The organism is Paraburkholderia sp. A1BS-2L, assembly GCF_051125205.1.
Lineage (GTDB): Bacteria > Pseudomonadota > Gammaproteobacteria > Burkholderiales > Burkholderiaceae > Paraburkholderia.
In genome coordinates, this window is record NZ_CP120428.1 from 693361 (window position 1) to 714359 (window position 20999).

Below are 20999 nucleotides of genomic sequence, written 5' to 3' on the forward strand. Positions count from 1 at the left end.
ACATGAACATTGGCCCGCGCATTCCCCTTCCTTATCCGACCGGTTCGCTTGCGAACCCATAGGCGAAGCCAGCCGAACAGGATAGGGTCAAGTGGGTGGTTTTGCCCTTTTCTTCACGCCAGACTTTCTGGCGTGCTCCTCTGTGCCCTGAGCCTCCACATAGGCACGCACCGTTTCCAGTGTTGCACCGCCGACGCTCCCCACAAAATAGGCACGGTTCCAGAACGCCGGCTTCCAATAGAAACGGGCAAGGTGTTCGGCAAACCTGTTGCGCGCTCGACGGGCACTTGCAGTCTTCAGGTTGTTCACAAGGACCGATATGTCGAGCGCCGGATGGATGTCGACCAACATGTGTACGTGATCTGGCTCGCCACCGAATTCGACTAGTTTGCAGTGCCACGCGGCGAGGACTTCGCCAAAGGCCGCTTCGAGGTATTCGAGCAGTTCGGGCGACAGCGTTTTCCTACGATACTTAGTCACAAAGACTATGTGTAGCTTAAGGCTATAAACTGCACGCGAGCTCGATCTGTTGGCGGTTTCCACGTTTGCGCCTTAACGGATTTGGTGTGCTATTGTATTTCCCATGGAACGCCGCAAAGTCACCTTTAAGCTGTATCCGAGCGCTCGTGATGCCAAACGCCTTACGGGTTGGATTCGTTTGCACTGTGAGCTTTATAACGCGGCGCTGGAGGAGCGAGTCGACGCTTACCGGAAGCACGGCAAGTCGATCTTCTACTGCGATCAACAAAACGCCCTACCGGAGATTAAAGCCGCACGCCCTGAGTTCGTCGAGTTGGGTTCGCACGCACTACAGCAAACGCTTCGTAAACTGGACCTTGCGTTTCAGGCGTTCTTCCGGCGGGTCAAGGCCGGGCAGACGCCGGGATTCCCGCGCTTTAAGGCCAACAAGCGGTTCGGCGGCTTCTGCTACCCCGATCCCGCAGGATGGAAGCTCATGCAGCTGGGTGGTCGAGGTGCCACGATTCGCCTGGGAAGCGGCAAGGATGCTATGTGGATTCGCGCTCGAGGCCAGCATCGTTTCGGCGACGGCGCGAAGTCAAACGACCTGACGATTACGCGCAGGAACGGCGAGTGGTTTGCGTCTGTCACACTGCGCGTATCTGAGAATGCCGTCTTGCGCATTCGCACTGCTGACGAACATCGCGGCATCGACCTCGGCCTCACCGACTGGGCCACGTTCGACAACGGCGAGACAATCGCGAATCCCCGTTTCGTGCGCACAAACCTGCCGCGTCTCGTTGACCTTCAGCGTCAGCGATCGCGCAAGAACAAAGGTTCGTGCCGGTACAAACGCCTGGGCCGTCAGATTGCGAGCCTGCACGCCCACATCAGGGACGTGCGCCGGGACTTCATCCATAAGCAGACCTCGCGCCTCGTCGCGTCGTGCTCAGTCATCGCAACGGAAGAGCTGGTTGTATCGAACATGAGCCGTTCGGCCAATGGCACGCAGGACAGGCCCGGCCGGATGGTCAAGCAGAAAGCTAGCCTGAACCGGGAAATTCTATCGGCTGGGTTTGGCATGGCGCATCAAATGCTCGCGTACAAAGCGGTAGAGGCTGGTACGCGCCTGCATTTGTCGAATACGCGCCAACTCAAACCGTCGCAGCGGTGCTCGTCGTGTTGGGAGATTGTGCCCAAGATACTCGCGCACCGCGTGCATGAGTGCCCGCATTGCGGCCTCAAGATGCAACGCGACCAGAACGCAGCGTCGGTTGTTCTGATTGACGCGCACACGCCTGGGACGGGCGTGGCGGCGAGACCTAAGCCCCTGTCGCGGAAACGCGCCAAGTTAAAGTCTACGACCCGCGAAACCCCCGCTACAATCTCGACCGACGTTTAGCGGTGGGAGAGTTCATGATTCACATTCAAGGCGGTACGCTGATCGATCCGGCGGCCGGCACCGAGCTGCAGCAGGACATCTATATCGAAGCGGGCAAGATCGTAGCGCTAGGCGCCGCGCCCGCGGGCTTTTACGCGGACAGAACGCTCGACGCGAAGGGCCTCATGGTCGCGCCGGGTCTCGTCGACCTGAGCGCGCGGCTGCGCGAACCGGGCTACGAGCACAAGGCCACGCTCGACTCGGAAATGAACGCGGCGCTCGCGGGCGGCGTGACGAGCCTCGTGTGCCCGCCCGACACCGATCCGGTACTCGACGAAGCGGGCTTGGTCGAAATGCTCAAGTACCGCGCGGGCAAGCTCGAACGCGCGCATGTGTATCCGCTCGGCGCGCTCACGGTCGGCCTGAAGGGCGACGTGATCACCGAGATGGTTTCGCTCACCGAAGCCGGCTGCATCGGCTTCACGCAGGCCGACAAGCCGATCGCCGACACGCAGGTCCTGCTGCGTGCGCTTCAGTACGCGAGCACCTACGGCTACGCCGTGTGGCTGCGCCCCCAGGACGCGTATCTCGCGAAGGGCGGTGTGGCCGCAAGCGGCGCGCTGGCTTCGCGGCTCGGGCTGTCGGGCGTGCCGGTGAGCGCGGAAACCATCGCGCTCTTCACGCTCTTCGAGCTGATGCGCGTGACGGGCGCGCGCGTGCACGTGCAGCACCTTTCGTCCGCAGCGGGCGTTGAGCTCATGCGCGCGGCGAAGGCCGAAGGCCTGCCCGTGACCTGCGACGTCACGGCCAACCACGTGCATCTGATCGACATGGACATCGGCTATTTCGATGCCCAGTTCCGGCTCGACCCGCCGCTGCGCCAGCAACGCGACCGCGAGGCGATTCGCGCGGGTCTCGGCGATGGCACCATCGACGCGATCTGCTCGCAGCACACCCCCGTGGACGACGACGAGAAGCTGCTGCCGTTCGCCGAAGCCACGCCGGGCGCGAGCGGGCTCGAACTGCTGCTGTCGCTTACTGTGAAGTGGGCGCAGGAAGCAGGGGTGCCGCTTGCGAAGGCGCTTTCATCGATCACTTCGGCGCCTGCCGGGGTGATGCAGCGTGAGGCAGGGCGACTTGCCGTAGGCGCACCCGCCGACCTCTGCGTGTTCGATACGAACGCGCACTGGCGTGTCGAGCCGCGCGCGCTCAAGAGCCAGGGGCACAACACGCCGTTCCTCGGCTACGAACTGCCCGCCGTGGTGCGCGCGACGCTGGTGGCGGGGCGCATCGGCTTCGAACGCGACGCCGGGCATCACTAAGGATCATCGAGCGCACTCGCCATCGCCATTCGTATCGCCATGAGCCTCTTTATACGCAAAGCCCGGCTGCTCGGGCACCTGCTGCGCGGCGCCTGGACCGTCGGCGTGCGCTTTCCGCGCGCGACGCCCCAGGCGCGCCACGCCATGAACCGCGCCTGGTCGCTCAGGATGCTCGAACTGTGCGGCATGAAGATCGTCGTGCATAACGACGCGGCGCGGCTCGACGCGGGCGCGCTCGTCGTGAGCAATCACATTTCGTGGATCGACATCTACGTGATCAACGCGTGGCGCCCGACGCCGTTCGTCTCGAAGGCCGAGATCCGCAATTGGCCGCTGATTGGCTGGTTCGCGCAGAATCTGGACACCGTGTTCATTGAGCGCGAGAGGCGCAGCGACGCGCACCGCATCATGCACGAACTGTCGGCGCGCCTTGGGCGCGGCGAACTGATGTGCGTGTTTCCGGAGGGCACGACCACCGACGGCCTCGCGATCAAGCCGTTTCACGCGAATATGTTCCAGGCGCCCGTGTCGGCGGGCGCGCCGGTGCAGCCCATCTGCATCCTCTACGAAGACGCGCAGGGGCGGCAGTCGGCGGCCCCCGCGTATATCGACGATGTCTCGCTCAAAGAGTCGCTCGATATGTTGCTCAAGGCCGGGCCGATCACGGCGCATGTGTATGTATGCGAGGCGATCGAGCCGGGCGATGATCGCCGCAGGCTCGCGGCGCAAGCGCAGGGAGCGGTGGGGGAGGCGCTGGAAGTGCTGCGCTCGCCGGGGCGGATGGATCGGCAGGGGCTGCGCAGCGGGGTTGGCGCTTGAGGCAGGGCGCTTGCGCACCGCGCGTTCAGCCCGAGACCGCGCGGCAGCTCGAGCAGGGCACCTGAGTGAGCACGCGCTGGTGGGGATCGGCTTTCAGGCTCACCGCCGAAAGACGCGCGCCCCAGACGCAGCCCGAGTCGAGTCCAACCAGGTTTTCGCGCAATGTGAGGCCAAGCGCCGCCCAATGGCCGAACACCACGGTGGCGTTATCGGTCTTGCGTCCAGGCGCGTCGAACCACGGCATAAAACCTGGAGGAGCGGAATCGAGCCCGCCGCTCGTGGAGAAGTCCATGACGCCATCGGCGTTGCAAAAGCGCATGCGCGTAAGCGCGCTGCAGGTGATGCGCAGCCGCTCGATCCCCTTCAGATTCTTCGACCAGCGGCTCGGCTCGTTGCCGTAGAGGCCGGCCAGCACTTCTTTCCAGTTGTCGCCACGCAACGCCTTTTCGAGCTCGCGCGCGAGTTCCAGCGTGAGTTCCACATCCCATTGCGGCAGCACGCCGGCGTGGACCATCAGCATGCCCTGGTCGTAATGCGCGATCGGACGATGACGCACCCAGTGCAGAAGATCCTCGGCATCGGGAGCGCTCAGGATGTCGTCGATGGTGTCGCCCTTTTTCGATTTGCGGATGCCTGCCGACACGGAAAGCAGGTGCAGATCGTGATTGCCGAGCACCGCCACCGCGCGGTCGCCGAGCGCGATTACCTCGCGCAGCGTCTCGAGCGAATCGGGGCCGCGATTGATGAGGTCGCCCGCGAACCAGAGCGGGGTGTCGGCGGAAGGGCCGGCCTTGGCGAGCAATTCGCGAAATGGGGTAAGACAGCCTTGAAGATCGCCAAAAGCGAGGGGCGGCGGAAATGGCGCGTGCGTGGTCATCGAAACGAAAACAGGTGTGGATCAGCTGCGGGTCAGCGTGACTGTGTGTCGGGGCAAGTAGACGACGGTATCACAGGAAAACGATTGCGGTATGGGCGCCGGGTGAATTGTCTGGTTCGTTTGGGCGCAAATTGACGCAGGCGGGCAGCCGAATAATTACGTGCCGGAGCGAAAGGGCGAGAAATTGTCAAGCTGTTTCAAGATGTTAGGGGTATGGCTTTCGCTCAAGCTGCCCGTATAATTGCTGTTACAAAATCAGAGTCAAAGTATGCTGCGTGGATAAAATCAGGCGTTATCGTGCCTAAAGTCCACTGTTTACAGCATCCTTTCGAGCGTCTGGCCACGGGGATTTGCGCCAGACCAGCCTCCAATCTCGCGTCAAAAAAGGGAGTTCCATGATCCTGGTAACGGGCGGTGCCGGCTTTATCGGCGCCAACTTTGTGCTTGACTGGTTCCGTCAATCCGAGGAAGCCGTTCTGAACGTAGACAAGCTGACCTACGCGGGCAATCTTGGAACCTTGCGCTCGCTGCAGGGCAATCCGAAGCACGTTTTCGCGCGCGTGGACATCTGCGATTGCGCTGCGCTCGACGCCCTGCTCGCCGAGCACAAGCCACGCGCCGTGCTGCATTTCGCTGCGGAAAGCCACGTCGACCGCTCGATCCATGGCCCTGCTGACTTTGTTCAGACCAATGTCGTCGGCACCTTCACGCTGCTCGAAGCCACGCGCCAGTACTGGAACACCCTGCCCGAGGCGGAGAAGGCCGATTTCCGCTTCCTGCACGTGTCCACGGACGAAGTGTTCGGCTCGCTAACGGATACCGACCCGCAATTCTCCGAAACCACCCCGTACGCCCCGAACAGCCCGTATTCGGCAACCAAGGCCGGCTCCGACCATCTCGTGCGCGCCTACCACCACACGTACGGGCTTCCGGTGCTCACCACGAACTGCTCGAACAACTACGGTCCGTACCAGTTCCCTGAAAAGCTCATTCCGCTGATGATTGCCAATGCGCTCGCCGGCAAGCCGCTGCCCGTGTACGGCGACGGCCAGAACGTGCGCGACTGGCTCTACGTGGGCGACCACTGCAGCGCGATCCGCGAAGTGCTCGCGCGCGGCCAGTCCGGCGAGACCTACAACGTGGGCGGCTGGAACGAGAAGAAGAACCTCGAGGTCGTGCACACGCTGTGCGACCTGCTCGACGAGATGCGGCCGAAGGCTGCGGGCTCGTATCGAGACCAGATCACCTATGTGACGGATCGCCCTGGCCATGACCGCCGCTACGCGATCGACGCGCGCAAGCTCGAGCGCGAACTGGGCTGGAAGCCGGCCGAGACGTTCGAAACGGGTCTTGCGAAGACGGTGCGCTGGTACCTGGATAACCAGGCCTGGGCGGACGAGGTTGCCTCGGGCGACTACCGCAAGTGGGTCGAAACGAACTACGCGCAGCGCGCGTAAGGGCACCCGACATGGCGCGCAAAGGCATCATTCTCGCCGGCGGTTCCGGCACGCGGCTCTATCCGATCACCCATGCGGTCTCCAAGCAGTTGCTGCCGGTGTACGACAAGCCGATGATCTATTACCCGCTGTCGACGCTGATGGTGGCGGGCATCCGTGACGTACTCATCATCTCGACGCCACAGGACACACCGCGCTTCGAGGCGATGCTCGGCGACGGCAGCCATTGGGGCATGAACATCCAGTACGCGGTGCAGCCGTCGCCGGATGGGCTCGCGCAGGCGTTCATCATCGGCCGGGAGTTCGTGGGCAACGATCCGTCGGCGCTGATTCTCGGCGACAACATCTTCTACGGCCACGATCTGGCGAAGCAGCTCGAGCGCGCGGATGCGCAGGACACGGGTGCGACGGTGTTCGCGTATCACGTGCACGATCCGGAGCGCTATGGCGTGGTCGAGTTCGACAAGGGCTTCCGTGCGCTGTCGATCGAGGAGAAGCCGGCGCAGCCGCGCTCGAACTATGCGGTGACAGGCCTGTACTTCTACGACAACCGCGTGTGCGACATCGCGGCGGACATCAAGCCGTCGCCGCGCGGTGAGCTTGAGATCACGGACGTGAACTCGCGATACTTGAGCGACGGTGCGCTGAATGTGGAGATCATGGGCCGGGGTTACGCTTGGCTGGATACCGGCACGCACGACTCGCTAATCGAGGCGGCGACGTTCATTGCGACGCTGCAAAAGCGTCAGGGGCTCGTTGTTGCGTGCCCCGAGGAAATTGCCTACCGCCGGCAATGGATCGATGCGGAGCAGGTGCAGAAGCTTGCCGCGCCCCTCGCGAAAAACGCATACGGCAAATATTTGTTGAACATTCTCACGGATCACGTTGCATGGCCATCACGGTAACCGCTACGGCGCTCCCCGAAGTCAAGATCATCGAGCCGAAGGTGTTCGGTGACGCACGCGGCTTCTTCTATGAGAGCTTTAACGGACGCGAATTCGAGGAACTGGTCGAGGCCGGCGTGGAATTCGTGCAGGACAATCATTCGCGCTCGGCGAAGGGTGTCCTGCGTGGGTTGCACTACCAGGTCCAGCATGCTCAGGGCAAGCTCGTGCGCGTGGTGGAAGGGGAGGTGTTCGACGTTGCCGTCGATATCCGCCGCAGTTCGCCGAATTTCGGCAAATGGGTCGGCGTGCACCTTTCGGCCGAGAATCATCGGCAACTGTGGGTGCCGCCAGGCTTCGCGCACGGCTTCGTCGTGATTTCGGAGTCGGCGCAGTTCCTGTACAAGACCACCGACTACTGGTTCCCCGAGCACGAGCGCAGCATCGTGTGGAACGACCCGGAAATCGGCATCGAATGGCCGATCGAGTTCGAGCCATTGCTGGCGGCGAAGGATGCGGCGGGCAAGCGGTTGGTAGAAGCAGAAGTCTATGCGTGAGGATTCGATGGACATCCAGCCGACGATTCTCGTCACGGGTGTGAACGGCCAGGTAGGGTTTGAGTTGCTGCGCAGCTTGCAGGGCTTGGGGCGCGTGATTGGCCTTGATCGCGCGGCGCTCGATCTCGCCGATCTCGATCGTGTGCGCGAAGTTGTGCGCGCAACGAAACCGTCGATCATCGTGAATCCTGCGGCGTATACCGCTGTGGACAAGGCAGAATCGGACGAAGCTACGGCGCGGCGGCTCAATGCCGAAACGCCCCGGGTGTTTGCCGAAGAGGCTGCGAAGTGCGGCGCAACGCTGATCCACTATTCGACCGATTACGTGTTCGACGGTACGAAAGACGCGCCGTACGTGGAAACCGATGCGGTTAATCCGCAGAACGTCTACGGTCGCACCAAGCTCGAAGGCGAGCAGGCGATTGCGGCGAACGGCTGTGCACATCTGGTCTTGCGCACGAGCTGGGTCTATGGCCGGCGCGGCAAGAACTTCCTGCTGACGATGCTCAAGCTTGGCGCGGAGCGTCCTGACCTTCGCGTGGTGGCCGACCAGATCGGGGCGCCGACATGGTCGCGCACGATTGCCGATGTGACGGCGCATATCGTCGCGCAAGGATTGGCGGCTCAGCGCGGCGGCAGTGCGCAGTGGTGGCGTGAGCGTTCAGGCATCTACAACCTGACGGCCGGCGGCGCGACGTCGTGGCATGGTTTCACGCAGGCCATCCTTGGTATCGCGATGGGCGATAAGGCCCCGAACGTGCTGCCGATCCCGGGTTCGGAGTATCCGGTGCCGGCGAAGCGTCCTGCGAATTCGCGACTGGCGGGCGACAAGCTTGCGAACACGTTCGGGCTGCGACCGCCGATGTGGGACGAAGCGCTGCGCCTTTGCCTCGAAGACTGATGGATGCAAGCGTGGTTGGCGATGCCGGGACAGGCACGGTCGTTGTGTTTTACCGTCCCGATGCGGGGTGTGTCGCGCGGGCGAACCGGCTAGCCAGTCTTGGCCCTTGTGTGGTGGTCGACAACACCGAGCAGGTGTACGACCCCGCCGCACTTGGGCTTGACCCGCGCGTTTACTATCTGCCGAACGGAGCCAACCTGGGCATTGCCACGGCGATCAACCAGGGCGTCGAGGCGTTGATCGCGTGCGGCTGCACGAGTGCGATTCTTTTCGATCAGGACAGCGAGGCTTCGGATGAATTGCTGCGTACGCTGCCGCTTACGTTGAAGAGCGAGCTCGAGCGGGGGACGAAAGTGGCGCTCATCGGCCCAGCCTACGAAGACGGCAGGCTCGGCGGGATTGCGCCGTTCGTGCGATTCGGAATGTGGCGCCTCAAGCGGGTTGCGCCGGTTGGGACCTGTCCGGTCGAGGTTGATTTCCTGATCACTTCGGGGTCATGTATCAATCTCGCCGCGTGGTCAGCTATTGGTCCGATGGACGATGCTTTGTTTATTGATTTCGTCGATCTCGAGTGGTGTATTCGTGCACGGTGGAAGGGTTACAAGGTGCTGGGCGTGCCGTGGATCGTCATGCGCCACACACTCGGCGACGAGCCAGTTCGGTTATTTGGACGGCCGTATCCAATGCATAGTCCGGTGCGGCACTACTACTTGTTTAGAAACGCGGTCACACTCGTGCGTCGCTCGTATGTTCCGTGGACGTGGAAATCGACCGAGTTGATCAAACTTCCGGTTCGGTTGCTGGTGTATGCATGCTTGCCGCAGGAGCGGACTGCTCATCTACGTATGGCGTTGCGCGGTCTTTACGATGGTCTGCGCGGGCGCTTGGGGCACCTGTAGGGCGAGGGTGGCTGCCCGTGCACGTGCGAAGTACCGTGCCACTCGTTTGCTGGTGCGGATATCGGCTCTTTGGATTCGGAAATCATCAAATGTTCTGTGGCTATGAGGACGCAAATGAATATGCAGACCGATAACCATCGGATAGCTGGCGGTGCCGGTGCTGATTCAAAGCGGACGGCGATCGAAACTCGTCCATCGAGCGTGCGGTGTTGCGTAATCGTGTGCTCCCGTTGGAAGTCGAGGTGATTGCATTGAGTCATTCGGCTTCTTGGCGGACCACTGCGCCTTTGCGTAATCTAGCGCGCTCCCTGCGGGCCGCGCGGTTGGCGTATTCGATCGTGCGTCGCCAGATACAAACTCGCGGCGGACTGGTGGGCGCATTTAAATTCTGCGGCTCGATCGTCAGACGCGAAGGCTGGTCTGGCGTGACCGCGCGAGTCAAGCGTTTGCGCAGGGGCGGCGGATTCGCATCCGCGCCAGTGTCCGCCGAACTCTACCGAGACTGGATTGCGCAATATGATTCGATCACGCTAGAGCAGGAAAAGGGGCTGGTATCTGAGATCAATATGTTGGCGCGCAAGCCCCTGATTTCCGTCATCGTTCCTACCTACAACAGTGACGAAAAGCTTTTACGCGAGATGATCGAGTCGGTGCAGGCACAGATCTATCCGCATTGGGAACTCTGTATCGCCGACGATGCATCGACTCAGCCACATGTGCAAAAGTTGCTGAGATCAGCTGCTGCTGCCGATAGCCGGATCAAGATTGCTCTGCGCGAAAAAAACGGCCATATCTCGGAAGCGAGCAATAGCGCACTCGCACTGGCGACGGGCGAATATGTAGCGCTGCTGGATCATGACGACCTGTTGCCGCCGCATGCCTTGTACATGGTCGCACGCTATATCAATCTGCACGCAACCGGCCGTCTTTTTTATAGCGACGAGGATAAGCTCGACGAAAAAGGCACGCGAACGATGCCGTACTTCAAGAGCGACTGGAATCCCCTGATGTTTCTCGCGCACAACATGTTCTCGCATCTGGGCGTGTACGAGACAGCATTGGTGCGCGAAGTCGGTGGTTTTCGCAAGGGTTACGAAGGGAGTCAGGACTACGACCTCGCGTTGCGGTGCATTGACGTTGCCGGGCACGAGGCCGTCGTTCACATCCCGCATGTCCTGTATCACTGGCGTATCGTCGCGGGGAGCACGGCGGGCAGTGGCGAAGCGAAACCCTATGCGCTGCAGGCGGCGATCCGCGCCATGGAGGATCACTTCAAGCGCATTGGAATCGACGCCACCATCGATAGTCCGGACGACTCTGCAGGCACGATGCGCGTTCGCTACGCGCTGCCTGAACAGCAGCCGCTCGTGTCGATTGTCATTCCGACGCGCGACGGCCTTGAGTTGCTTGAGCAATGTATCGACAGCGTGACGGAGAAGACGCTGTATCGCAATTACGAGATTATTGTGGTCGACAATGGCAGCGTTCAGTCGAAGACCATGGCGTATTTCGAACGGATTTCGAGGCTGCCGAACGTACGGGTAATTCGCGACGATGCTCCGTTTAACTTCTCTGCTCTTAATAATCGTGCAGTCGATATTGCGCGCGGAGAGTATGTTTGTCTGATGAATAACGACGTCGAAGTAGTTTCACCAGAGTGGCTCGGCGAAATGGTGAGCGTCGCATGCCAGCCGGGCGTAGGCGCAGTGGGCGCCTGCCTGTGGTATCCCGACGATACGTTGCAGCATGGTGGCGTGGTGGTCGGACTGGGTGGCATCGCTGGGCACATGCACCTCAAGTTGGAACGCGGGGAGTTCGGCTACTTCGGCCGCGGCGTTACGCTGCAGAATCTGTCTGCCGTGACGGCCGCTTGCCTTGTTGTCAGTAAGGAGATCTACAAGGAAGTCGGCGGACTCGATGTTGAACTCGCCGTGGCCTTTAATGATGTCGATTTCTGCCTGAAAATTGCGAAGGCCGGTTATCGCAACGCCTGGACGCCGCACGCCGAGCTTTACCACCATGAGTCCGCCACACGTGGCTCCGATCTTGCCCCTGAAAAATATCAGAGGTTCCTCGAGGAGATTCGCTGGATGGAGCGCCGTTGGGACGGATGGTTCACGCGTGATCCGGCGTACAACCCGAATCTGACATTGCAGCTTGATGACGGGCCCTTTGCGCTGGCGTTTCCGCCACGGATCGGGCAATTTGAATGATTGTGCGGCGCAGCAGTTCAATTGACGCGTGCCGTTGCGCTACGGCAGAATGCGGAGCTGACTTCCGGGTCGTTCTGTAATTTTTACAAGGTTGATCCGGGATCTGTGTGGGCATCTCGATTGTGAGGATGCCGCCCGTTGGGAATATTCCATGCAAGTTTCTATTTTGCAGCATCGTTCGCTGTTGCGCGATTTTGTGCGTCGGGATTTGGCGACCAAGTTCAGAGGGTCGGTGCTCGGCTCCATCTGGATGGTCGTCACGCCGATTCTGACCCTTGTCGTCTATTTCTTTGTTTTTAGCGTCGTGTTCAAGGCGCGCTGGTCGAATGGCACCGCGGGCAGCAGCGAGTCCGCGTTAGTCCTGTTCAGTGGCTTGATTACATACACTTTCTTTTCGGAATGCTTTCTGCGCGCCCCAATGTTGATGCGCGAGAATCCAAATTTCATCAAGAAAGTTGTTTTCCCGTTGGAAATTTTGCCGCTTGCCATCACGCTTTCGGCTTTGGTCAATGCGGCGATCGGCTATGGCTTGCTTTTAGTGTTCTTCCTCATTTTCGTCGGTCTGCCGCCGCTCACAGCCATCGCGTTACCGGTTGTGCTGCTGCCGATGTTTTTTGCCGTGCTAGGTGTTGCGTATCTGCTTTCTTCATTGGGTGTTTATCTACCTGACATGAAGCTTGCCGTGCCGCCGATCGCGATGGCTCTCATGTATTTGAGCCCGATTTTCTATCCGCTCGAAATGGTTCCGAAAGTGCTGCGTCCTATGGTCGGATGGAATCCTTTCACTCCGGTACTCGAAAACGTGCGTCACGTATTCTTCTTTGGCTCGTGGCCGGACTGGACAGGGTTGGCCATTCAAGTGGCCGTGTCGCTCCTGTTCCTGCGAGTATGCTACTGGTTCTTTATGAAAACGAAAAAGGGTTTTCCGGACGTTCTCTAAGCTGCGCGGGAAATAGCGGTGATGCCATTGCCAGATCGTCGTTGGCAGTGAAAGTGAAAATTATTTTGAAATGGCCAATAAAGTGAAGGTTGGGATCGTAATCGTCACCTACAACTCTGCAGACGTGTTCGCACTGGCTGCCGAGAGCCTCGTGCGCACTCGCAGCGACACGAAATTTGCTGTCGCGGTCATCGACAACGCGTCGGCGGATGCAGAGCGTGTCGTGTCGCGCCGCGTGTTCGATGAAGCAGTCTCGCAGGGTGTGTTTGAGGGCGTCTTCTTTCAGCAGGACAAGAATCTCGGCTTCTCAGGCGGGAATAACATCGGCATCGAGCATTTTCTGAAAGATCCGTCGATCACTCACATCTGCCTGCTGAACAGCGATGTTATCGTCACGGACCACTGGCTCGACTATCTCGTCGCGCAAGACAAGGATGCGATCGGACCGCTAACCAATGCGTCGAACAACGAGCAGGGCATTCCCATCCCGTATGAATTGGGCGACCGGGCAAAAATCCCCCAAGGCAGCGCCGCATTCGACCTCGAATCGCTAGAGCGTTTCGCACGCGATCGTAGAGACGGCTGGCTTGGTGATGTCGTTGAATCCGACTTTCTCAGTTACTACTGCGTGCTGTTTTCCCGCCTGCTTATCGAGCAGGTTGGGCTTCTGGATACGCGCTTTTTCCCCGGTGCCTACGAGGATGACGACTACTGCGTGCGCACGTTGCAAGGCGGCTTCAAGATGCACGTCGCGCGAGATGTGTACATGCACCATTGGGGCTCGGCGTCGTTCGGCAAGTTGGACGCTTTGGAGGCTCAAGGCTTCGCCGCTGCGAATCGTGCGCGCTTCGAGGAGAAGTACGGCCGCACGTGGAACGACCGCACGTATCTTTCGGTGACCGCATGGAAGGACGACGCGTTATTTGCAGTAGGCGAGCGCAAGCATCCGCCGCTGCATTGTCAAATGCACGATCTGTATGCGGTGCAACTGACACGACTCGTCGATGGCCTCGAGAGCTACAGGACTCACCTCAAGCACGAAATCGCCAGTCGGCGTTCCGTGCAGGCGCGCGACCTGAAAACGATCGTGTTCGGCGACTACCCCGATGACGACTCCACACCTCCTTCGTTGGTGCCGGCGATCCAGTCCATCTCTGCCGAGGTAGCGCAGTATCTGACGACAACCGGCGAATGGGCCGACGAAGATACGCGCGAACGCTTGCGTAAGCGCTTCGTGGCGCTGGAGAAGAGCGTTGACGCGTTGGTGGCGGAAACCAAGGGGTTACTCGCGACGCTCAATGCCATTCCCGCGGCGGCTCCTGAGGCGGGAACTGGCTGGCGCGCTCGTATCGCGGCGCGACTCGCAAAAGCAGCGGAGTTTCCTACTTCACGCGTGAGCCGAATGGCGAGGGCGCTGGAGTTTATCGACCTCATGATCGGCGGCAACGGCATCATGTTCGTTGCGCCTTTTCCGACCAAGGCGCGCGAGCGCGATGGATATTTTCAGCGCGTGAGGGCGATCGATTCGCTGTATCCACAGAGTCGTCGCGTGTATTGCGATGTGCGCGAAGGTGGTGCTCCCAAACCGTTTATCGAGCGCGCGGAGAAAAATTCGTGGGTGCTGAACGTGGAAATGAATTCGCGCGCTCATCGTTATGCGGCGTGCCTGCTGGCCTTCCGCTTCAAGCGTGTGTATTTTCATAGCGTGTTGCGCATGGCGAATCGGATTGGTGAAGCGCTATTGCGCGTTCCCGGCGTCAAGTGGGTTCTCGATGTCCACGGTGTGGTGCCGGAAGAATTTCGGATGCACAACGATTTCTACTCGGCACGCATTCACGACGACTGCGAACGCAATGCCGTGGAGAATGCCTCGTTCGTGGTGGTGGTCTCAGAGTCGATGGGAGCGTATCTCGCGCACAAGTATCGTGATCTGCTGCGTGCCAAGGTGATCGTCCTGCCCATTTTTTCGGCGGACGAATGGAGCGATGCTGCACGCAGCTATGTGGACGGCAAGCCCGTTGTCATCTATGCGGGTGGAACTCAGAGGTGGCAGAAGGTGCCGGAGATGATGCGGGTCGTGCGCGACGCGGTCGACTATGCTCATTGGTGGATCTATACGCCCGACGTCGATGTGATGCGCAATGCTGCGGCGCCTGAAGTCGTACATCATCCGCAATTTCATGTGGCCAGCGCCACGCGTGCGGAGCTGAGCAAGATATATGAAAGTTGTCACTTCGGCTTCGTATTGCGCGACGACATGGTCGTGAACAACGTGTCATGTCCGACCAAGCTAATCGAGTACCTTGCGTTTGGTATCGTGCCGATCGTTGATACGCCGAATATCGGTGATTTCAATGCCAACGGCATGCGATATGTCACTGCGGAGGACTTCTCGAAGGGCTTGATTCCAGGTGAAGCCGAGCGGCTCGAAATGGCTGCGCACAATCGTGCCATCTGTGTGCGGCTTGTAGAGCAGAAAGCGGCTGGCGAGCAGCAACTCGTTGCAGCGGTGGCCTGACGCAACGTGTACGTTTGACGCCTGATTCCTGAATTTGATTGAAAGATTTGCAAGAGAGTGTCCGTGGACGATTTAGCTATCGATGTTCGCAACCTGAGCAAGCGTTACGAACTTTATGCAAAGCCGCAGCATCGTCTGATGCAAATGTTGTTCCGCGGACGTCGTCAGTTCTTTGGCGAATTTTGGCCACTGCGGGATATTTCGTTCGACGTGAAGAAGGGCGAGGCGGTTGGCATTGTCGGTCGCAACGGCGCGGGCAAATCGACGTTGCTGCAGATCATCGCTGGCGTACTCGCGCCGACCCAAGGTGACGTCACCGTGCGCGGACGCGTGGCGGCGTTGCTCGAACTCGGCAGTGGCTTCAACCCGGAATTTACCGGGCGCGAGAATGCGTACCTGAACGGCTCGATCCTTGGCTTGACGCGCGCCGAGATGGATGCGGCAATGCCGGAGATCATCCGCTTCGCGGCCATTGGTGAGTTTTTCGACCAGCCCGTCAAGCACTACTCGAGCGGTATGATGGTCCGGGTCGCATTCGCCGTGCAGGTGCAATTGAGTCCGGACGTGCTGATTGTGGACGAGGCGCTCGCGGTCGGAGATGCGCTGTTTCAAAAGCGCTGTTACCAGCGGATTCGCGAACTGCGCGAACGCGGCGTTGCGATCCTGTTTGTTTCACACGATATCGAGTCCATTCGCACCTTTACGGATCGCGCTCTGCTACTCGATAAGGGGCGCTTGGCCGTGGCCGGCCCGTCATCGGAAGTCGTGCTTGCCTATCGCAAACTGCTCCACGACGAGGAAAACAAGGCGAAGCAGGGGGAGATTGCGGAGCATAAGGCGGCAGTACAGGCGCGCGCAGCGAATATGCAGGAGGAGCAGGCGGCGAAGCTAGCGGAAGCTGCACCAACTGCGCTGGAGCCTGCCCAATCCGAAGCAGTGTCCAGCACGGTCAGCGAAGCCGTGGAAAAGGCGTTGGATCAGCCCCATGAAGACGCGCGTTTCGAGTTCGGCAGCCGTGAAGCCATGATTTCGGATGTCACGGTCTTCGACGGTCAGGACGAGGAATGCACGACCTTCTACACCGGTGACAAGGTCAAAATTGCCGTGAAGTTCACGATTCGCGAGGACATGGACAAGCTCTATGTGAACCTGCGCATTCGCAACAAGGAAGGCATCAAGATGTATTCTTGGGGCACGTTCAATCAGGACGCTGAACTGATGGCGCACAAGCGTGACGGGTTCATCTTCTGGGATCAGAAGTTCCGTGCGGGGGAGGAGCACACGGTTGTGTTTACGATGGATTCGTGCGCGTTGGGTGAAAATTTCTACGAAGTTCAGGCGTCGCTCATCCACCAGCAATCAATGAACTTTTCCGATCAGGCAATTTTGCACTGGATCGATGAGGCTGCGTTTTTCATGGTTCGGGCGCGAGTCGACACGCACTTCTTCGGCGGGGTTTGCGACTTGCACATGCGTGCCGATTTGCAGCCGGCAGACCGCGTGGCGTCGGAGCATATCGCCTGAAAATGTCAGAGTTGACTGTGCCCGGCGTGGCCCGCGCGGACTTTTAATCAGCCTGTTTTCACTACTGTATAACTGTGCTGAAGCCAATCGAACTGGAAGTATTCTTGCGCCAATGCCTGATCTGTTTCGGGCATGGGCGCATTTTGTATGTCGGCGGCAATACCGTCGATGTTCTGAGGTTTCTGCTGAACGCGGGTGTCGACGCCCTGGCGCTCGTGCATTCCGAAGAGGACGCAATGCGTGTGGCACCGTTCTTTTCGAGCGCGCGTGTGGCGACCTTCAAAGCTGGTATGGCGCTTGATAATGCGTTTCCGGCAACGAAGTTCGATGCGTTGATTGTCGTCGAGGGCAATGGGCCTGAGTTGGAGGTCACTCGTCTAGTCACCGGTCAGGTTCGGGAAGCGTCAATCGAGCAGGTTGCGGTTTTGACGCAATGGGACTCGGGCGGCGCAATCGTGTTGGCGGCCGACTCGTGCGTTGGTGGATTGCTCGCAGGAGACCTGAGGCGGCATGCGCGCTCGCGCACTGCCGTTTTTCAGAGTCCGTTTCCGCCGGCTTGCGAGTTCAAATCGTGGTTCTTCGAAACGCTACCTGAATCTGCCGCCGTCACAAACGCCGAGTCGCTCGATGTCCTTAGGGGAGCCGACTCGGCTTCAATCGCGGCGCTCTCTAGCGTGACGGAGATGTGTGAATACGTTCGCATTGGTGATTCGGTCTGCGTATTCGATACGCGTGGCGGTAGCGCCGCGCGCGTCATCGAACAGAATAGTGCCCCTCGCCGTGTGTTCGCTTTCGTGCCCGACGAGTCGGCCTTGCGCTACGCGACGGCGAATTACGGTCCGGTCGGACGTGTGCGTTTCGACGTGTATGCGGCCGCGGTCGCAGTGGACGAGTATTTCGATGTCCTCGTCGCAACGGACTGCACGCGCGTACCAGCCAGCTTGCTACAAGGGCTGTTTGAGCGTCTGCGTCCTGGCGGGCGCTTCATCATGAGTGTGCCGGAGTATGAGCGCGGCGTTGCGCCGGCGGCTCAATCCACTGCGCGCGCATGGTTGCGAGCAATTGCCGGTGATGTCGCAGACCGGCTGATAATTGAAAAGGCGTTTCGCGTAAATGTTGCGCTGGCGGCGGAGAACGCGCGAACGTGGCGTTTGGCGGGCTTGGATGAGCCGTTGCAGCCGGAGGCTGGCGGGCTGATCGTCGTCGCGATGGTTGATCCGCTCACCGCGACCACTGTGCCCTATGTCGAGACGACCTTTGAAACGCTAGCGTCTGATGATTTCGCAGTCGTGCCCGGTGCGGGCGACATGGCAAATCCATGGCTCTTCAAGAGCATGATCTCGATCGGCATGCGCCTGACTAATAACGATGCGCTTGCCGAACTCAATGATCGTGTAATGGCGTCGCTACCGTCCGAGAGTGCAGATTTTGGCGCCGCGCTTTGCGGGCAAGCATACCGCGTGCTCGGAAAGGGGCCGTCTGTGGCCGAGGCGCACGCCTGCATCGAGCAGATCGAATCGTATCTTGGCACCACCGGGTCGTCGCCGCAGCAGTTGCGTTGGTCGGTTTCGCTGGCGTTTGTGGCGGCAAAGCTCGCTCAATGCATTGGCGAACTCGATCGGTGCGAGCATTTGGCGTTGCGCTGTGCATCGATGGACCCTATGCCGTTCAGTCCTCTGCTGGGCACGAAGATCGTCAGTGCGCTCGATCTGGCGGCGTCGCTCGCACTCGTACGAGGCGATTGCACCGCCGCACGTGAGCGGCTTGTTCGCGCAGTGCGCACGGTGCGCCGCCTGCTGTCCGGAGACTGGATCAATATTCTCGGCAACGAGGACAAGCCGTTGAGCTTCGGCTTGCCGGAAGTCGCACAGGTCGCCGAGGCCGGCGCCCGGTGTGCCTACCTACTCAATTTTCTCGACGATTCGCAGTTTCGGAGGGGGCTCGTCTGGTGGGAGCATCGAGGGTATTACGAGCGCATTCTTGACGACGGCACGCGGCGGACTGAATCGCTGGAAGCCTACGCGTCGACACAGTTGCGCAATGCCATGCGTCTCGAAGATGTCATTGTCGAAAAAAATAACGAATGCGCCAGGCTTGAAGGGGTGATCGCCGAGAAAGAAGCGGAGCGCCTGCGGCTCGAAGGTTTGATCAAGGAGAAGGAAGCAGATCGCTTGCGGCTCGAGAGCGTGATCGCCGAGAAGGAAGGGGAGCGTTTGCGCTGCGAAGGCGTTATTGCCGATAAGGAAGCCGAGCGATTGCGGATCGAAAAGGCGTTGCTAGAAAAGGAGCGGCAACGGGCGACGCTTGAGGCGCTGCTTGTCGCGGAGCACGCGACGGCGCAGGCGCGAGAGGCGTTTCAACGGGCGGCGGATGAAGAAGCAGCGACCGCCAATGCGTTGGGCCGAGGATTTCGACTGAGGTGGAATTTGAAGAGACTTTGGAATGTACTTACGCGCGGTTTGAGGCGCACGGTGGATCCCACAACGTCGCCGCCAGATCCTATGCCGGCGACGCGGCCCGTGCAGCCCGCCGAACCGGTGGTTCGTCAGCCCGTCGCGCCGGTTCGGTTCGACGATTTGGCTGGCCGTTGGCTCGCACAGATCAGCGGTGCCACCCATGTGCCGGTGCAGCTTAGCGATGCGGCCGTTGCCGTGTCGGGGATATCGGCGCCGACAGGTGCGTCGGCCGGTGGCTTGAAACTGGTCACAGCCAGCGAATTGAGCGCGCTGCGCAGCGCCGAAGGCGAAGTAGTTGTCGCGCTCTTCGGAGAGCATGACGATGTCTACGCCTTGCGTGCGCAGGTGTACGACAAGATTGACCTCTGCATCGCGATGGACCGCCAGTCATATGGCAGGCTGTCTTTGCTGCATCCGCTCGTAGTACAGGCTGGGCCTGCGCAGGCCGTCGATACCGCGCAACGGTTCTGTGCAGCGATCGCACAGGAGCGCCGTCTGCGCGTCGGCAGGCCGTCCAACGAGGTGGCCGATGCACCCGTAATCATGCTTCAGGTCGACAATTTCATGGTCGGTGGACTGGAGCGTGTCGTGTTCGATCTGCTTCAACATCTCGCGGACCGCGGCTTTCGGCCGATGCTCGGTGTGACCGGTGAGATCGCACCCGAAGCCGAGGCGGAATCGAAAGAGCGTCACTTCGCCTGTGTGCGCTTGCCCCAGGAGCCGGAGGCGCTGCGCGCCGCGCTGGTGGCCAATCAGGTGGCATTGGTTAACGCGCACTATTCGTTGTCGCTTGTGGAAGCCTGCGGGGCGCTGCGAATTCCGTTTATTCAGACCGTCCACAATATGTATATGTGGCTGGATGAGCCGAGCAAGGAAAAGTGGCGGACTGCGGACCAGATTACTGACGGCTATATCTGCGTGTCAGCGAATGTCGCGATGTTTGCGGACGTGAATCTGCGTCTGGCGCGTGAGCGGATGTTAGTGATTCCGAATGGTGTCGACGCCGCGAGCCGCGTGCCGCTCGGCTTGCCTGAATCCGACGAAGCGTTGCGTGCCGAGCTAGGTTTCCCGAGCGATTCGCCGGTCTTCGTAAATGTGGCGTCGATCAACCCCGTGAAGGGCCAGGGGCTGCTGATAGACGCGTTTGCACGTGCCCACGCGCAGCGACCCGGTATTCGTCTTCTGATTCTTGGCAAACATGCCGACGTGGGCTATGCGCAGTTTTTGCGCGAGAAAATTGCCGGCTACGCCCTGCAGGATGCGGTGCTGATGCCGGGTTATCGTGCGGACGTTCATCGTTTCGTCGACTTGGCGCGAGCCGTCGTTATGCCTTCTTTCACCGAGGGCTGGAGCCTCGCGATTTCAGAGGCCGTGCAGCGGCACGCGCCCGTAATCGCAACCGACGTCGGCGGGGCGCACGAGCAGCTGGTCGATCCGGCAAGCACTGTAATTCGTGCCTGGCGTGACGAATGGGCCTCGCTCGATGGTCCGGCGTTCTATCATGCGATCGCGAATGAAGGCGAGTTCCATGCCGTGCGCGATGAACTCGCCCGGGTGCTCGTCGAACACGCAGACCGTTTGCCGCGCTCCGCGCGCAGCCAGCTGCGGAAGTCGTTTACGTCAATGACACCTGCCCAGGCCTACGAACACCACGTAGAGGTGTTCGCCGCGGTGCTGGCGCGCCGACACGCGACGCCTGTGCGCTATGCTTCTTACCGGCCGCAGCGGCAGAGCCGCCATGTTGACGCAGATCAATCGGGCGCTGACGCACGCTGATTTCAACCGTTTTCGA

General features: G+C 60.2%; 15 protein-coding genes. 13 read left to right on the forward strand and 2 right to left on the reverse strand.

Going from position 1 to position 20999, the window contains the following annotated elements; translation table 11 throughout:
* Window positions 1-87: 87 nt before the first annotated feature.
* Window positions 88-543 (reverse strand): IS200/IS605 family transposase, encoded by a 456-nt coding sequence (tnpA, locus tag P5W98_RS03040; protein WP_434718230.1) that lies wholly within the window; start codon window positions 541-543, stop codon window positions 88-90.
* 40 nt (window positions 544-583) lie between these two features.
* Between tnpA and P5W98_RS03045 the strand changes: the two genes are divergently transcribed.
* From P5W98_RS03045 to P5W98_RS03055, 3 genes are read left to right on the forward strand one after another with little or no spacing between them, the layout of a single operon-like run.
* Window positions 584-1861, forward strand: a complete 1278-nt coding sequence (locus P5W98_RS03045) for an RNA-guided endonuclease InsQ/TnpB family protein (protein ID WP_434718231.1) — start codon at window positions 584-586, stop codon at window positions 1859-1861.
* A 14-nt stretch (window positions 1862-1875) separates the two neighbouring features.
* Complete coding sequence (locus tag P5W98_RS03050) at window positions 1876-3162, forward strand: dihydroorotase (protein ID WP_434718232.1); 1287 nt, start codon at window positions 1876-1878, stop codon at window positions 3160-3162.
* Between the two features lie 39 nt (window positions 3163-3201).
* On the forward strand, window positions 3202-3981 hold the full coding sequence (locus P5W98_RS03055) for a lysophospholipid acyltransferase family protein (protein WP_434718233.1): 780 nt from the start codon (window positions 3202-3204) through the stop codon (window positions 3979-3981).
* 25 nt (window positions 3982-4006) lie between these two features.
* Here the strand turns inward: P5W98_RS03055 and P5W98_RS03060 are convergent, their stop codons facing one another.
* Window positions 4007-4858, reverse strand: a complete 852-nt coding sequence (locus P5W98_RS03060) for a symmetrical bis(5'-nucleosyl)-tetraphosphatase (RefSeq protein WP_434718234.1) — start codon at window positions 4856-4858, stop codon at window positions 4007-4009.
* Window positions 4859-5253: 395 nt separating this feature from the next.
* Here P5W98_RS03060 and rfbB point away from each other — a divergent pair, with 395 nt between their 5' ends.
* The 10 genes from rfbB to P5W98_RS03110 all read left to right on the forward strand — a co-directional run bounded on the left by rfbB (window position 5254) and on the right by P5W98_RS03110 (window position 20983).
* Window positions 5254-6315 carry a dTDP-glucose 4,6-dehydratase gene (gene rfbB, locus P5W98_RS03065; RefSeq protein WP_434718235.1) on the forward strand — a complete coding sequence of 354 codons (1062 nt, stop codon included), beginning with the start codon at window positions 5254-5256 and terminating at the stop codon, window positions 6313-6315.
* Window positions 6316-6326: 11 nt separating this feature from the next.
* A complete protein-coding gene (gene rfbA, locus P5W98_RS03070; RefSeq protein ID WP_434718236.1) occupies window positions 6327-7220 on the forward strand; it encodes a glucose-1-phosphate thymidylyltransferase RfbA in 894 nt (297 codons plus the stop codon).
* Window positions 7205-7756: a dTDP-4-dehydrorhamnose 3,5-epimerase gene (rfbC, locus tag P5W98_RS03075; RefSeq protein WP_434718237.1), complete on the forward strand. Its 552-nt coding sequence runs from the start codon at window positions 7205-7207 to the stop codon at window positions 7754-7756. Before rfbA ends, rfbC begins: the two co-directional genes overlap by 16 nt.
* A 7-nt stretch (window positions 7757-7763) precedes the next feature.
* Complete coding sequence (gene rfbD / locus P5W98_RS03080; RefSeq protein WP_434718497.1) at window positions 7764-8657, forward strand: dTDP-4-dehydrorhamnose reductase; 894 nt, start codon at window positions 7764-7766, stop codon at window positions 8655-8657.
* A complete protein-coding gene (locus P5W98_RS03085; protein WP_434718238.1) occupies window positions 8657-9556 on the forward strand; it encodes a glycosyltransferase family 2 protein in 900 nt (299 codons plus the stop codon). The genes rfbD and P5W98_RS03085 overlap by 1 nt, the downstream gene beginning before the upstream one ends.
* Window positions 9557-9786: 230 nt before the next feature.
* Window positions 9787-11769, forward strand: a complete 1983-nt coding sequence (locus P5W98_RS03090; RefSeq protein ID WP_434718239.1) for a glycosyltransferase family 2 protein — start codon at window positions 9787-9789, stop codon at window positions 11767-11769.
* A gap of 151 nt (window positions 11770-11920) precedes the next feature.
* A complete protein-coding gene (locus P5W98_RS03095) occupies window positions 11921-12709 on the forward strand; it encodes an ABC transporter permease (RefSeq protein ID WP_434718240.1) in 789 nt (262 codons plus the stop codon).
* A gap of 70 nt (window positions 12710-12779) precedes the next feature.
* Window positions 12780-15227 (forward strand): glycosyltransferase, encoded by a 2448-nt coding sequence (locus P5W98_RS03100; RefSeq protein ID WP_434718241.1) that lies wholly within the window; start codon window positions 12780-12782, stop codon window positions 15225-15227.
* A 63-nt stretch (window positions 15228-15290) separates the two neighbouring features.
* Window positions 15291-16751, forward strand: coding sequence for an ABC transporter ATP-binding protein (locus P5W98_RS03105; RefSeq protein WP_434718242.1), 1461 nt, complete (start codon window positions 15291-15293; stop codon window positions 16749-16751).
* Window positions 16752-16825: 74 nt separating this feature from the next.
* Window positions 16826-20983, forward strand: coding sequence for a glycosyltransferase (locus P5W98_RS03110; RefSeq protein WP_434718243.1), 4158 nt, complete (start codon window positions 16826-16828; stop codon window positions 20981-20983).
* The last annotated feature ends 16 nt before the right edge of the window (window positions 20984-20999 follow it).